Here is a 13507-nt window from a genome sequence, read left to right as displayed (position 1 = left end):
CCCCGACCGCGCTCGTCCGCCCTCCTGCACGCTCCCTCCCGATCGTGAAGCCCCCGCACGGGGCCCCGGCGTAGTCCCTTGTCAGCAGCCGTGCCGCCCCAGCGCGTCAGCCGTGCTTCTTCACATACTCGCGAACCGCCGTCGCCGCCTCGGAATGCAGCGCCGCACCGGCCGTGAGCAGCCGTGGCAGCAGTGCCCGCTCGATGGTCAGCGCCCGGAAGTACAGGGCGACCGTCACGTCGTGATCGGGCCGGTGCACGATGTCGACCGGGTCGCCCGCCTGTATCGCGCCCGACTCGATCACCCGAAGATAGGCACCCGGCGCACCCCGCTCCGTGAACCGTTTCACCCATCTTTTCTCACCCAGATGGCCCTGAAACGTCACACAGGGGATACGCCCGCTGCTGACCTCCAGGATCACCTCGGACCCGATCCGCCAGCGCTCGCCGATCAGCGCGCCGGACACGTCGAGGCCCCGGGTGGTGACGTTCTCGCCGAACATCCCGTCGCGCAGCGGGCGGCCCAGCTCGCGCTCCCATTCGTCGAGATCCTCGCGCGCGACCGCGTACATCGCCTGTTCGTCGCCGCCGTGGTGCTGCTTCGAACACACCGTGTCCCCGGCCAGACCGCTGCCGCCGATCCCCTTGGGCCCGGGCGCCGCGACCCGAACCGGCCCGTCCACCGGCCGTTTGTCGATACCGGTGCCCTGCGGATGATCCGTGTACGGCACGGACTGCGCACGACCCACGTTCACGGACAACACCTTCATCACGCACTCGCCCCCGCACTCGTCACTTCGACACCACATTCATGACCACGACCACACGCTAAGTCACTCCTGCCCAAAGCGTCGACGCATTATTCGTCAAAATACCCAAGGTTCACTTATGATCGAAAAATGATCGAAGCCCGTCATCTCCGTGTCCTGCGCGCCGTGGCCACCACCGGCTCCTTCTCGGCGGCGGGCCGCGAACTGGGCTGCACCCAGCCCGCCGTGAGCCAGCAGATGAAGGCGCTGGAAGCCTCGGTCGGCACCCCGCTGCTCATCCGCAGCGGGCGCGAGATGCGCCTGACCCAGGCGGGCGAGGCCCTGGTGCGACACGCGGCCGGCATCCTCTCGGGCCTCACGGCGGCGGAGGAGGAGGTCGCCGCGATCGCCGGTCTGCGGGCGGGCCGGGTCCGGCTGGTCTCCTTCCCCAGCGGCAGCTCCACCCTCGTCCCGACAGCGCTGGCCGCCCTGCGCGCAGCCCACCCCGGCACCCGGGTCTCCCTGGAGGAGGCCGAACCCCCGCACTCCGTCGAAATGCTGCGCCAGGGCGACTGCGACGTGGCCCTCGCCTTCCGGTACGAGGGTGCGGCCGGCGCCGGCGAGTGGGACGACCTGGTGGTCCGCCCCCTCCTCACCGACCGGCTCGTCGGCCTCGTCCCCGAAGGTCACCGGCTGTCCCGCGCCGAGTCTGTCGCCCTCGGCGAACTCGCTGCCGAGTCGTGGATCGCCGGCTGCCCGCGCTGCCGGGGCCAGCTCGTCGAGGCCTGCGAGAGCGCGGGCTTCACCCCGCGTATCGACTTCGCGACCGACGACTACCCCGCGGTGATCGGGCTGGTGGGCGCGGGTCTGGGCGTGGCGGTCCTGCCCCAGCTCGCCATCGAGTCCGTACGGCCGCGGGGTGCGCGCACGGTGACGTTGGAACCGGCGGTACGGCGGGAGATCGTCGCGCTGACCCTGCCCGATCTGGCGCAGGTGCCGGCGGTGGCGGCGACGCTGGACCAGTTGGCGCGGGCGGCGACGCGGGACTGAGGCGGGCCCGGCCCGGGAAGAAACGTTCCTTCAGTTGTTCGAACCGAAGTCCCCGCCACCGGCCGACGCCGACACCAGTCGATTGCGCGCGCGTCCCATCAGCTCTTCGCGCTCGTCCTCGGTCAATCCGCCCCACACGCCGTAGGGCTCACGCACCGCCAGCGCGTGCGCCGCGCACTGTGCGCGGACCGGGCATCTCATGCAGACCTCCTTGGCCGAGTTCTCGCGAGCGCTCCGTGCCGCACCGCGCTCTCCTTCCGGATGGAAGAAGAGCGAGCTGTCGACCCCACGGCAGGCCGCGAGGAGCTGCCAGTCCCAGAGGTCCGCGTTCGGACCGGGAAGGCGGGAGAAATCTGCCATTGCGTGTCCCCTTGTTGCCGTTCTGGGCTGAGTTGTTGCCCCTGACCGTACAACTACGATCTAAGGAGATGAAAATATGACTCATTGCGAATCTAGCCTCAGACACCAATAAAAGGGAAGAAAAACGTCTGAATGGGGCATAGGTTGTGTTGAAAGCTTGAGGGTCTGTTGCGCATGTCTGCACCGTGTGCGGGCCCTCACGTAGAGTGCCGAAGACGACACACGGCCCCGTAACTCTTTCGAGTGACCATCGTTGAGAGTGCGAGGCGGTTGGAGGGACAAGCGCTCGAACGGGCGGCAGTACCCACTGCCGGGAAATTCGGTCGAGCGTCAACCGCACAGGTGACGATATGTACCAGCCTGGAGGCTCAAGGTGACGCGCATCAGCTGCGGAGGGCGGCCATGACATCCGTCCTCGTCTGCGACGACTCCCCGCTTGCCCGAGAGGCGCTCCGCCGCGCGGTCGCGACCGTGCCCGGTGTCGAGCGCGTGACCACGGCGGCCAACGGCGAGGAAGTCCTCCGCCGCTGGGGTGCCGACCGTTCGGACCTGATTCTGATGGACGTACGCATGCCCGGTCTGGGCGGCGTCGAGACGGTCCGGCGGCTGCTGTCCGCCGACCCCGGAGCACGCATCATCATGCTCACCGTCGCCGAGGACCTGGACGGCGTGGCGCTCGCCGTCGCCGCCGGGGCCCGCGGCTATCTGCACAAGGACGCCTCGCGCGCCGAACTGCGGGCCACGGTGACGCAGGCGCTGGCCGACCCGACCTGGCGGCTCGCGCCGCGCCGGCTGCGCTCGGCCGAGATGGGCGCGGCGCCCACGCTCACCGCGCGCGAGATCCAGGTCCTGGAAGGCATGAGCCACGGCCGGTCGAACGCGGAGATCGGACGCGAACTGTTCCTCTCCGAGGACACGGTGAAGACGCACGCCAGGCGCCTGTTCAAGAAGCTCGGCGCCTCGGACCGAGCACACGCGGTGGCGCTCGGTTTCCGGTGGGGTCTGGTCCGTTAAGTGGACCTCGCCGGGGGTGGAGAAGTCCCCGCCCACCGCAAGGTGGGCGGGGGTCGCAGAACGGCCCGCCGGATGCCCGCTCCTCGTTTCGGCGCGGATGCCGCATCCTTGAGGTGTGGAGTTCCTCGGGGACGAGTCGGTCGAGCGGAAGGGGAGGGCGCAGGAGATGAGTTCCGGCGCACCTGCTCATAACGCTTCGGTGCACAACAACGGACGCGGTGCCACGGAGAGAGCGGCGCCAAGGCACCATGGTCCGATGCGTGACGACGAGGCGGCTTATACCCATGGGGTGATTGGTGGTCTCGTCCACCGCGCCGTCGACGGCGACGAGCAGGCGACGCACGACCTGCTCGCCCATGTCCACCCTCTCGCCCTGCGCTACTGCCGTACTCGGCTGTCCCGACTGCCCGGCGACGCGCGGCACTTCGTGGAGGACCTGGCGCAGGAGGTCTGCGTCGCCGTACTCCTCGCCCTGCCGCGCTACCGCGACACCGGACGCCCGTTCGAGGCGTTCGTCTTCGCGATCGCCGCGCACAAGGTCGCCGACCTCCAGCGCGCCGCGATGCGCCACCCGGGTTCGACGGCGGTCCCCTCGGACGAGATGCCGGAACGCCCCGACGACTCCCTGGGCCCGGAGGAACGCGCCCTCCTCAGCAGCGACGCCGAATGGGCCAAGAAACTCATGGCCAACCTTCCCGAGAACCAGCGCGAACTGCTCCTGCTGCGCATCGCGGTGGGCCTCACCGCGGAGGAGACGGGCCAGATGTTGGGAATGTCACCCGGCGCGGTGCGCGTGGCCCAGCACCGCGCGCTGAGCCGGCTCCGGGCGCTGGCAGAACAGTAGGAGCCGCGGCGGCGGACCCCTTTCCCCGGCCCTGGGTGAACGGTCTCTTCCCGGCCCTGGGTGAACGGTCGGAGCACCGACTCCGTACGAACGGACGACTCCGTACGAACATACGAAGCCCCGGGGCAGCTCGCACCGTGGAATTCGGGACCCGTGCTTCCCGTTAGCATGGACATCCGCACCGATCAAGGCTTTGGGGAAGGTGTCATGACTGCGAACGTCGACGGAGTGCCCGCCAAATTCGCGACACTCGGGCTGACCTACGACGACGTGCTGCTGCTGCCGGGCGCATCGGAAGTGCTGCCCAACGCTGTCGACACCTCGTCCCGCATCTCCCGCAACGTGCGCGTCAACATCCCGCTGCTCTCCGCGGCGATGGACAAGGTGACCGAGTCGCGCATGGCGATCGCCATGGCCCGGCAGGGTGGCGTGGGCGTGCTGCACCGCAACCTCTCCATCGAGGACCAGGTCAACCAGGTCGACCTCGTGAAGCGCTCCGAGTCCGGGATGGTCACCGACCCGATCACGGTGCACCCGGACGCGACGCTGGGCGAGGCCGACGCGCTGTGTGCCAAGTTCCGCATCAGCGGAGTCCCGGTGACCGACGCCAACGGCAAGCTCCTCGGCATCGTCACCAACCGCGACATGGCCTTCGAGACCGACCGCTCGCGGCAGGTCCGCGAGGTCATGACGCCGATGCCGCTGGTCACCGGCAAGGTCGGCATCTCCGGCACCGAGGCCATGGAGCTGCTGCGCCGCCACAAGATCGAGAAGCTTCCCCTGGTCGACGACTCCGGTCTCCTCAAGGGCCTGATCACGGTCAAGGACTTCGTCAAGGCCGAGAAGTACCCGAGCGCCGCCAAGGACTCCGAGGGCCGGCTGCTGGTCGGCGCGGCCGTCGGCGCCAGCCCCGAAGCACTGGAGCGTGCCCAGGGGCTCGCCGAGGCGGGCGTGGACTTCCTCGTCGTCGACACCTCGCACGGGCACAACAGCAACGCCCTGAGCTGGATGTCGAAGATCAAGTCGAGCGTCCACGTCGACGTGATCGGCGGCAACGTGGCCACGCGCGACGGCGCCCAGGCCCTGATCGACGCGGGCGTCGACGGCATCAAGGTGGGCGTCGGCCCCGGCTCCATCTGCACCACCCGCGTGGTCGCCGGCATCGGCGTACCGCAGGTGACGGCCATCTACGAGGCCGCCCTCGCGGCCCGCGTCGCCGGTATCCCGGTGATCGGTGACGGTGGCCTGCAGTACTCCGGCGACATCGGCAAGGCGCTCGCCGCCGGTGCCGACTCGGTGATGCTGGGCAGCCTCCTGGCCGGCTGCGAGGAGTCCCCGGGCGAGCTGCAGTTCATCAACGGCAAGCAGTTCAAGTCGTACCGCGGCATGGGCTCGCTGGGTGCCATGCAGTCGCGCGGCCAGGCGAAGTCGTACTCCAAGGACCGCTACTTCCAGGCCGACGTCGGTTCCGACGACAAGCTCGTCCCCGAGGGCATCGAGGGCCAGGTGCCCTACCGCGGTCCGCTGGCCAACGTGCTGCACCAGCTCGTCGGCGGTCTGCGCCAGACGATGGGGTATGTGGGCGCGGCCACCGTCGGTGAGATGGAGACCAAGGGCCGTTTCGTCCGCATCACGTCGGCGGGTCTCAAGGAGAGCCACCCGCACGACATCCAGATGACGGTCGAGGCGCCCAACTACAGCCGCAAGTAGGCGCGAGCAGTAGCCGGACGTGCGAGAGGCGGTCCCGGAGGTACTCCGGGACCGCCTTCGTCGTGCCCGTCGGGGATACTGGGAGGCGCAGAACCAAGGATGGAAAGGCCACACACGTGACTGAGATCGAGATCGGGCGCGGCAAGCGCGGCCGTAGGGCGTACGCCTTCGACGACATCGCCGTCGTCCCGAGCCGTCGTACGCGCGACCCGAAGGAGGTCTCGATCGCCTGGCAGATCGACGCCTACCGCTTCGAGCTGCCCTTCCTGGCGGCACCCATGGACTCAATCGTCTCCCCGGCCACCGCGATCCGCATCGGCGAGCTGGGCGGCCTCGGCGTCCTGAACCTCGAAGGCCTCTGGACGCGGTACGAGGACCCGGAGCCGCTCCTCGACGAGATCGCCGAGCTGGACGTGGACACCGCGACCCGCCGCCTCCAGGAGATCTACGCGGCTCCCATCAAGGAGGAGCTGATCGGCGCGCGCATCAAGGAGGTGCGCGACTCGGGCGTGGTCACCGCCGCCGCGCTCTCCCCGCAGCGCACGGCCCAGTTCTCCAAGGCCGTCGTCGACGCCGGCGTGGACATCTTCGTCATCCGCGGTACGACGGTCTCCGCGGAGCACGTCTCCAGTGCGGCCGAACCGCTGAACCTGAAGCAGTTCATCTACGAGCTGGACGTCCCGGTGATCGTCGGCGGCTGCGCCACGTACACCGCGGCCCTGCACCTGATGCGCACCGGCGCGGCCGGCGTGCTCGTCGGCTTCGGCGGCGGCGCCGCGCACACCACGCGCAACGTGCTCGGCATCCGGGTCCCGATGGCCACCTCGGTCGCCGATGTGGCCGCCGCCCGCCGCGACTACATGGACGAGTCCGGCGGCCGGTACGTGCACGTGATCGCCGACGGCGGCGTCGGCTGGTCCGGCGACCTCCCCAAGGCCATCGCCTGCGGCGCCGACGCCGTGATGATGGGCTCCCCGCTGGCCCGCGCCACGGACGCGCCCGGCAAGGGCCACCACTGGGGCATGGAGGCCGTCAACGAGGAGCTGCCGCGCGGCAAGAAGGTCGACCTCGGCACGGTCGGCACGATCGAGGAGGTCCTCTTGGGCCCCTCGCACATCCCCGACGGGTCGATGAACTTCTTCGGCGCCCTGCGCCGCGCCATGGCGACCACCGGCTACAGCGACCTCAAGGAGTTCCAGCGCATTGAGGTGACGGTGGCGGACTCGACGCACATGCGCTGAGGTGACGCTGCGCTCGGCCTGAGCTGAGGGAGGGGCCCGGTTACCCGTGGGGGTGGCCGGGCCCCTCCGCGTGTCCAAGTGGGCCTGGTGGGGCTTGCTTTGCGGGAGGGGGGCGCACGGTTCCTTTCGGGGCGAACGCGGGCCGATCAAGGGTGGCAAGGCCGCTAGCGTGTGTCGGCGCCCCAGTTCTCTGGAGCGCCCCCTTCCAGGGACATGGTTCCGGACCCCCGCCCATCGGGGCCCGGCCCGAGTTCCAGCAAGCCGCCTACCGGGTCTATGGGCGGCGTCGGGGGAGGGGGCGCCCATGGGTCGTCACCGCAAGCCCACCCGCTGGGATCGGATCCGTCTTCGGGCGGTCAAGTTCCGGAGGAGGTGTCTCTTGTGGACATACGGAAAGTGAGCGGCCACCCCCAAGAGCACTAGGGGTGGACACTCCGTTCACTTTTCAGGAGCCTGCCGCAGTGACCGCTGCGGTGGGCTCCACCTCTTTGTACGGTACCGGGTTTGCCGTTGGGCGGCCCGGTATCGTAGATGGTGCATCTTGCGGACCTACGGATGGTGAGCGGCCACCCCTAAGAGAAGTAGGGGCGGACACCCGTAACCCATCCAGGAGCCCGCCGCAGTAAAACGCTTCCCGGCTGCGTTGGCCTCCACTTCGTACGCTACCGACGCAAGCGTTCCCCGCGCCACCGTCCCAGGAGGCGCAGCCACCCGCACGCGCCCCCCTTCACAACCGATGCGCCGCCCCCGTAGGCGTGGCCCCCCGTGTGTCCAGCAGCAGCTGCGCCTTCACCGACAGCCCCTGGAGGTCGTACGTGCGGTGCTGCTGGAGAAGGATCGTCAGGTCGGCGTCGGCTGCCGCCTCGTAGAGGGAGTCCGCGCGCGGGAGGGGGCGGTCCAGGACACTCCAGGAGGGGACGTGGGGGTCGTGGTAGCTGACGGCGGCGCCCAGTTCCATCAGGCGGATCGCGATCTCCTGGGCGGGGGAGCCCTGTAGGTCGGCGAGGTCGGGCTTGTAGGTGACGCCGAGAAGCAGCACGCGGGCGCCTCGGGCCGACTTGCCGTGCTCGTTCAGGAGAGTGGCCGCGCGCTGGATGACGTACTGGGGCATGTGATTGTTGACCTGTTGGGCGAGTTCCACCATGCGCAGGGTGCGGCCGGTGTGGCTCCGCAGGTCCTGGGGGGTGGCGTGGCCGCCGACGCCGGGGCCCGGGCGGAAGGCCTGGAAACCGAACGGCTTGGTCTCCGCACAGCGGATGACGTCCCACAGGTCGACGCCGAGGTCGTGGCAGAGGACGGCCATCTCGTTGACGAGGGCGATGTTGACGTGCCGGAAGTTGGTCTCCAGGAGTTGCACGGTCTCCGCTTCCCGGGGTCCACGCGCGCGTACCACCTTGTCGGTGAGCCGGGCGTAGAAGGCGGCGGCCGACTCGGTGCAGGCGGGGGTGAGGCCGCCGATGACCTTCGGGGTGTTGGCGGGGGTGAAGTCGCGGTTGCCGGGGTCGACGCGGCTGGGGGAGTAGGCGAGGTGGAAGTCGCGGCCCGCCTGCAGTCCGGAGCCCTCTTCGAGGAGGGGGCGCAGGAACTCCTCCGTCGTGCCCGGCTGCACGGGCGACTCCAGGATCACCGTGGTGTGCTGGCGCAGACGGGCGGCGAGGGTGCGGGCGGCTGCCTCCACCTGGCTGAGGTCGAGCGTGCCGTCCGCGCCGCGCGGCGTGGGGGCGCAGATGACGGCGGTGCGTACGCGACCGAGCTCGGCGGGGCCGGCGGCCGTCCGGAAGCCCCCGGAGAGCATCCGGCGCAGCTCGGCGGCGGTCAGGGAACCGGCCTCCGGGCCGGTCTTGTACCCGAGGGTGGGGATGCCGGCGGCGACGGCGGCCTGGGCCAGCGGCAGGCCGAGATGTCCGAGTCCGATGACGGCGAGATCTGCGGGCATGCGTGGGCCGTCCTTCCCAGTAGCCGAAGCGGGACAGGTGCGCAAGCCCTGTGGACAGAACGAGCGAGCGCAATGTCAGACTAGGAGTAAATATGACCGATATGCGTGATTGGGTGGGCGAGTTTCCACAGGTGTTTCTGTGTGGGTTGTCCACAGGCTGAGGGCGGGTGGTGGCCGAAGTCGGGCAACCCGGTCAGAATTCGGGCAGGGGATTCGGGCAGACGCTTCCGTACGGCGGGACACAGTCGGCCGGCCGTACGGAAGCGGCCGGCGTGACCGACAGCAGGAGGCAGCGATGAGGACAGCGGCACTGGGACCGGCGCAGCGCGCCGAGTCACTGGCAGCAATGGCCGAGCGTGAGCTGGACGTGCTGGTGGTGGGCGCGGGTGTGGTCGGTGCGGGCACCGCGCTCGACTCCGTGACCCGCGGCCTGTCCACGGGCCTGGTGGAGGCCCGTGACTGGGCGTCGGGCACGTCGAGCAGGTCCAGCAAGCTCATCCACGGCGGACTGCGCTATCTGGAGATGCTCGACTTCGCCCTCGTGCGGGAGGCGTTGAAGGAACGCGGGCTGTTGCTGGAACGGCTCGCACCGCACCTGGTGAAGCCGGTGGCGTTCCTGTATCCGCTTCAGCACCAGGGCTGGGAGCGGCTGTACGCCGGAGCGGGCGTCGCGCTCTACGACGCCATGTCGATGGCCCGCGGGCACGGGCGGGGCCTGCCGCGCCACCGTCACCTGAGCCGCCGTCACGCCCTGCGTGTCGCGCCCGCCTTGAAGAAGGACGCGCTGGTCGGAGCGTTGCAGTACTACGACGCACAGATGGATGACGCCCGCTTCGTGGCCACCCTGGTGCGCACGGCGGCGGCGTACGGCGCGAAGGTCGCCAACCGCGCGCGGGTGACCGGCTTCCTGCGTGAGGGGGAGCGGGTCGTCGGCGCCCGGGTACAGGATGTCGAGGGCGGCGGGGAGTACGAGATCCGCGCCCGGCAGATCGTCAACGCCACCGGGGTGTGGACCGACGACACCCAGGGAATGGTCGGCGAGCGAGGCCAGTTCCACGTTCGGGCGTCCAAGGGCATCCATCTGGTCGTCCCCAAGGACCGGATCCACTCGACGACCGGGCTGATCCTGCGCACCGAGAAGTCCGTGCTGTTCGTGATCCCGTGGGGCCGGCACTGGATCGTCGGGACGACGGACACCGACTGGGACCTGGACAAGGCCCACCCGGCCGCGTCCAGCGCGGACATCGACTATCTGCTGGAGCACGTGAACTCGGTCTTCGCGGTGCCGCTGACGAGGGACGACGTCCAGGGCGTGTACGCGGGCCTGCGGCCCCTGCTCGCCGGTGAGTCCGACGCCACCAGCAAACTGTCGCGCGAGCACACCGTGGCGCACCCGGTGCCGGGCCTCGTGGTCGTGGCGGGCGGCAAGTACACGACGTACCGGGTGATGGCGAAGGACGCGGTCGACGCGGCGGTGCACGGGCTCGACCAGCGGGTCGCCGAGTGCGTGACGGAGGACGTGCCGCTGCTGGGCGCCGAGGGCTACCGCGCGCTGTGGAACGCCCGGGCGCGGACGGCCGCGCGCACCGGCCTCCATGTGGTGCGCGTGGAGCACCTGCTGAACCGGTACGGCTCACTGGCGCAGGAGGTCCTCGACCTGATCGCCGCGGACTCCTCGCTCGGCGAGCCGCTGCAGTCGGCGGAGGACTATCTGCGGGCGGAGGTCGTGTACGCGGCCTCGCACGAGGGGGCGCGGCATCTCGACGACGTGCTGACGCGGCGGACCCGGATCTCGATCGAGACGTTCGACCGGGGGACGCGCAGTTCCCGGGAGGCGGCGGAGCTGATGGCGCCCGTCCTCGGCTGGGACAAGGACCAGATCGAGCGTGAGGTGGAGCACTACGACAAGCGGGTGGAGGCGGAGCGTGAGTCGCAGCGGCAGCCCGACGACCTGACGGCGGACGCCGCGCGGTTGGGTGCGCCGGACATCGTGCCGCTCTGACGCCTCCGCAACTCCCGGTCGCGAACCGCGGGTTTCGGACTTCCGGCGGCTTCCTTGCCGCACCTCTCGAACTCCCGGGCGTCACTCGAACGAGTGTCGTGAGCTGGGATCTTTGCTCGGCACCCGTCCGTTCTACGGGGTGCGGAGCGAGAACTCGGCGGCGAACCGGGCCGGTTCGAGGCCGGGGTCCGCGCTCGCGTCCGTGTTCAATCGGGAGGGGGGAAGACAGTGGCAGCAGGTCGGGCGGCGGATCGTCTGCTTCACGCGGTCTTCCTTCCCACGGGCCGCCGTCCGTCCCGAGGGGCACCCGGGGCATCGGCCGGTTGTCGGGTGAGGGACAATGGAGGCTCTGTCAGGGCGGGTTGCATGAGGGGACGCATGTCGGAGGCGGAGCGGGCGGGAGCATCCCGTCAGGACAGGAGTGAGCGTCTCCTCGCCGGGCGGTACCGGCTGGGAGGAGTCCTCGGCCGCGGCGGCATGGGCACGGTCTGGCGGGCGGAGGACGAGACCCTCGGCCGGACGGTCGCTGTCAAGGAGCTGCGGTTCCCGGGGAGCATCGACGAGGAGGAGAAGCGGCGTCTGATCACGCGGACACTGCGCGAGGCCAAGGCGATCGCGCGGATCCGCAACAACAGTGCCGTGACCGTCTTCGACGTGGTCGAGGAGGACGACCGGCCGTGGATCGTGATGGAGCTCGTCGAGGGCAAGTCGCTCGCCGAGGTCATCCGTGAGGACGGGCTGCTGGAGCCGCGGCGCGCGGCCGAGGTGGGCCTCGCGATTCTCGACGTGCTCAGGTCCGCGCACCGTGAGGGCATCCTGCACCGCGACGTGAAGCCGTCGAACGTGCTGATGTCGGAGGACGGCCGGGTCGTCCTCACCGACTTCGGTATCGCGCAGGTCGAGGGCGACCCGTCGATCACCTCGACCGGGATGCTCGTCGGCGCTCCCTCCTACATCTCGCCGGAGCGGGCCCGCGGCCACAAGCCCGGCCCGGCTGCCGACCTCTGGTCCCTCGGCGGCCTGCTGTACGCGTCGGTCGAGGGTGTGCCGCCGTACGACAAGGGGTCCGCGATCGCGACGCTGACCGCCGTGATGACGGAGCAGCTGGAGGAGCCGAAGAACGCGGGCCCGCTGAAGGACGTGATCTACGGCCTGCTCACCAAGGATCCCGCCAAGCGGCTCGACGACGCCGGTGCGCGCGCGATGCTCAACGCGGTGATCCACGCGCCCCAGCGCAAGCAGGTCGAGCCGGAGCCGGTGGACGTCACGAAGGTCGTGCCGTTGCCCCCCGTCCCCGGCAGGAACGAGCGGGCGGACAAGAGCGCGGAGAGCGGGAGTTCTGCCGACTCGGGCTCCGGGGGCAAGCGGGGCGAGGACGCCGGCGAGCGGTTCCGGGGGGCGTTCCGGTCCGTGAAGAAGGCGGCCGTCGCGGTGGGTGCCGGGGCGGGGGCGGCGGTGCGGACGAAGTCCGCCGACTCCACTGACTCCGCCGGGGTTTCCGGGGCCGGAGGGACGGCGGGGGCCGCGGTCTCCGAGACCGCGGTCTCCGGGAGTGTGGCTGCCGCCGGTGTGGCGGACGAGGCTGCGAAGAGCGGCGGTACAAGGGAATCCGGGAAGCCGGCCGGGGACGCTGCTCAGGGAGCCGTTGTTCCCGGCGCTCGGGACGGTCAGGGTCGTGACAGTGCGGCTCAGGGGGCCGGTACCGGTGGGCGGAGTTCGGGGTGGCCTGTGGTGCCGCCGCCGGATCTGCCGCCTCGGTCCGTGCCCAGGGCGCCCCTCACCGACGTGGTGCCGAAGCGCACGCTGGTGATCATCGCGGTGGTCGTCGCGGTCATCGTGCTCGGCGTGGTGCTGGCCCTCGTGCTCGGGGGCGACGACTCCACCGACAGTTCCGCCGGCGGGGCGAAGAGCGGTGGGGGCAAGGTGACGTCCACGTCCTCCTCCTCCGCCGAGACCAAGGAGGACAAGGACGAGGGCACCCGTGCGGACGGCGGGCAGAGCGCCGACGCCACGAAGAGCGCGGAGGCAGGGGCCGGCTCGGGCGCCGGAGCGGGCCCGGGGCATTCGGCCAGTGCGTCGGCGAGTGCGTCCGGTGAGTCCGCGGGTGTGTCCACGTACAGGAATGGGCAGGGATTCTCCATCGGACTGCCCGCCGGGTGGAAGTACGAGTCCACGGGGGCCGCGGGGGCCCGGTTCGCGGGACCCGAAGGGCAGAAGCTGCTCGTCGGATGGACCACCACGCCCAAGAGTGATCCCGTGGCGGACTGGAAGAACCAAGAGCAGTTCATGACGCGTTCGCAGTACGACCGGATCCGAATAGAGAAGGTGGGCTACCGCGGCTGGAACACGGCCGACTGGGAGTTCACCTACACGGAGGGCGGGACGAAGTACCGGTCGGTGGACCGGGGGTTCGTCGTCGACGACCAACTCGGATATGGGCTCATGTACACGGCGAAAGCGTCGAATTGGGACAGCGGGCTGCGCAAGGAGACATGGCGGACCTTCACGGAGACGTTCGAGCCGAAATCGTGATGCCCGCGCTTCCGAGTTGAGGCCGTCAGATCTCGAATCCCCTCTTTGCGAGTTGCCTCCGGCACGTATC

At 70.0% G+C, this 13507-nt stretch carries 11 protein-coding genes; 7 read left to right on the top strand and 4 right to left on the bottom strand.

What is annotated here, in order from left to right; genetic code table 11:
• Positions 1-106: 106 nt before the first annotated feature.
• Positions 107-769 (bottom strand): MOSC domain-containing protein, encoded by a 663-nt coding sequence (locus ACW4TU_RS16495; protein WP_457430153.1) that lies wholly within the window; start codon positions 767-769, stop codon positions 107-109.
• A gap of 129 nt (positions 770-898) precedes the next feature.
• Here ACW4TU_RS16495 and ACW4TU_RS16490 point away from each other — a divergent pair, with 129 nt between their 5' ends.
• A complete protein-coding gene (locus ACW4TU_RS16490; protein WP_457428574.1) occupies positions 899-1798 on the top strand; it encodes a LysR family transcriptional regulator in 900 nt (299 codons plus the stop codon).
• Between the two features lie 30 nt (positions 1799-1828).
• Here ACW4TU_RS16490 and ACW4TU_RS16485 read toward each other — a convergent pair whose 3' ends face one another.
• The gene (locus ACW4TU_RS16485; protein ID WP_457428573.1) at positions 1829-2158 is read right to left on the bottom strand and encodes a WhiB family transcriptional regulator; all 330 of its coding nucleotides are present in this window, start codon (positions 2156-2158) and stop codon (positions 1829-1831) included.
• Positions 2159-2560: 402 nt separating this feature from the next.
• Here ACW4TU_RS16485 and ACW4TU_RS16480 point away from each other — a divergent pair, with 402 nt between their 5' ends.
• The 4 genes from ACW4TU_RS16480 (at position 2561) to ACW4TU_RS16465 (ending at position 6967) form a co-directional block, all read left to right on the top strand.
• Positions 2561-3172 (top strand): response regulator transcription factor, encoded by a 612-nt coding sequence (locus ACW4TU_RS16480; RefSeq protein ID WP_003948568.1) that lies wholly within the window; start codon positions 2561-2563, stop codon positions 3170-3172.
• 256 nt (positions 3173-3428) lie between these two features.
• On the top strand, positions 3429-4016 hold the full coding sequence (locus ACW4TU_RS16475) for a sigma-70 family RNA polymerase sigma factor (protein WP_457428572.1): 588 nt from the start codon (positions 3429-3431) through the stop codon (positions 4014-4016).
• Positions 4017-4223: 207 nt separating this feature from the next.
• A complete protein-coding gene (gene guaB / locus ACW4TU_RS16470) occupies positions 4224-5726 on the top strand; it encodes an IMP dehydrogenase (protein ID WP_457428571.1) in 1503 nt (500 codons plus the stop codon).
• A 116-nt stretch (positions 5727-5842) separates the two neighbouring features.
• Positions 5843-6967 (top strand): GuaB3 family IMP dehydrogenase-related protein, encoded by a 1125-nt coding sequence (locus ACW4TU_RS16465; RefSeq protein WP_457428570.1) that lies wholly within the window; start codon positions 5843-5845, stop codon positions 6965-6967.
• A 727-nt stretch (positions 6968-7694) separates the two neighbouring features.
• On the opposite strand, the gene ACW4TU_RS16460 is transcribed toward ACW4TU_RS16465, so the two are convergent.
• Positions 7695-8903 carry a nucleotide sugar dehydrogenase gene (locus ACW4TU_RS16460; protein ID WP_457428569.1) on the bottom strand — a complete coding sequence of 403 codons (1209 nt, stop codon included), beginning with the start codon at positions 8901-8903 and terminating at the stop codon, positions 7695-7697.
• Between the two features lie 295 nt (positions 8904-9198).
• Here ACW4TU_RS16460 and ACW4TU_RS16455 point away from each other — a divergent pair, with 295 nt between their 5' ends.
• The gene (locus ACW4TU_RS16455) at positions 9199-10905 is read left to right on the top strand and encodes a glycerol-3-phosphate dehydrogenase/oxidase (protein ID WP_457428568.1); all 1707 of its coding nucleotides are present in this window, start codon (positions 9199-9201) and stop codon (positions 10903-10905) included.
• 132 nt (positions 10906-11037) lie between these two features.
• Here ACW4TU_RS16455 and ACW4TU_RS16450 read toward each other — a convergent pair whose 3' ends face one another.
• Entirely contained in the window at positions 11038-11169 is a 132-nt protein-coding gene (locus ACW4TU_RS16450; protein WP_457428567.1) for a hypothetical protein, read from the bottom strand.
• Between the two features lie 114 nt (positions 11170-11283).
• On the opposite strand from ACW4TU_RS16450, the gene ACW4TU_RS16445 reads away from it, so the two are divergent.
• Positions 11284-13437: a serine/threonine-protein kinase gene (locus ACW4TU_RS16445; RefSeq protein WP_457430151.1), complete on the top strand. Its 2154-nt coding sequence runs from the start codon at positions 11284-11286 to the stop codon at positions 13435-13437.
• The last annotated feature ends 70 nt before the right edge of the window (positions 13438-13507 follow it).

The organism is Streptomyces kryoterrae (assembly GCF_054072135.1).
The sequence above is the reverse complement of the archived record's forward strand: the minus strand, read 5'-3'. Positions and strand labels throughout refer to the sequence as shown.

Coding starts and splice junctions, on each gene's coding strand:
- ACW4TU_RS16455 (WP_457428568.1), top strand. CDS start 9,199: ATGAGGACAGCGGCACTGGGACCGGCGCAGCGCGCCGAGTCACTGGCA.
- ACW4TU_RS16460 (WP_457428569.1), bottom strand. CDS start 8,903: ATGCCCGCAGATCTCGCCGTCATCGGACTCGGACATCTCGGCCTGCCG.
- ACW4TU_RS16480 (WP_003948568.1), top strand. CDS start 2,561: ATGACATCCGTCCTCGTCTGCGACGACTCCCCGCTTGCCCGAGAGGCG.
- ACW4TU_RS16475 (WP_457428572.1), top strand. CDS start 3,429: ATGCGTGACGACGAGGCGGCTTATACCCATGGGGTGATTGGTGGTCTC.
- guaB (WP_457428571.1), top strand. CDS start 4,224: ATGACTGCGAACGTCGACGGAGTGCCCGCCAAATTCGCGACACTCGGG.
- ACW4TU_RS16490 (WP_457428574.1), top strand. CDS start 899: ATGATCGAAGCCCGTCATCTCCGTGTCCTGCGCGCCGTGGCCACCACC.
- ACW4TU_RS16485 (WP_457428573.1), bottom strand. CDS start 2,158: ATGGCAGATTTCTCCCGCCTTCCCGGTCCGAACGCGGACCTCTGGGAC.
- ACW4TU_RS16495 (WP_457430153.1), bottom strand. CDS start 769: ATGAAGGTGTTGTCCGTGAACGTGGGTCGTGCGCAGTCCGTGCCGTAC.
- ACW4TU_RS16445 (WP_457430151.1), top strand. CDS start 11,284: ATGTCGGAGGCGGAGCGGGCGGGAGCATCCCGTCAGGACAGGAGTGAG.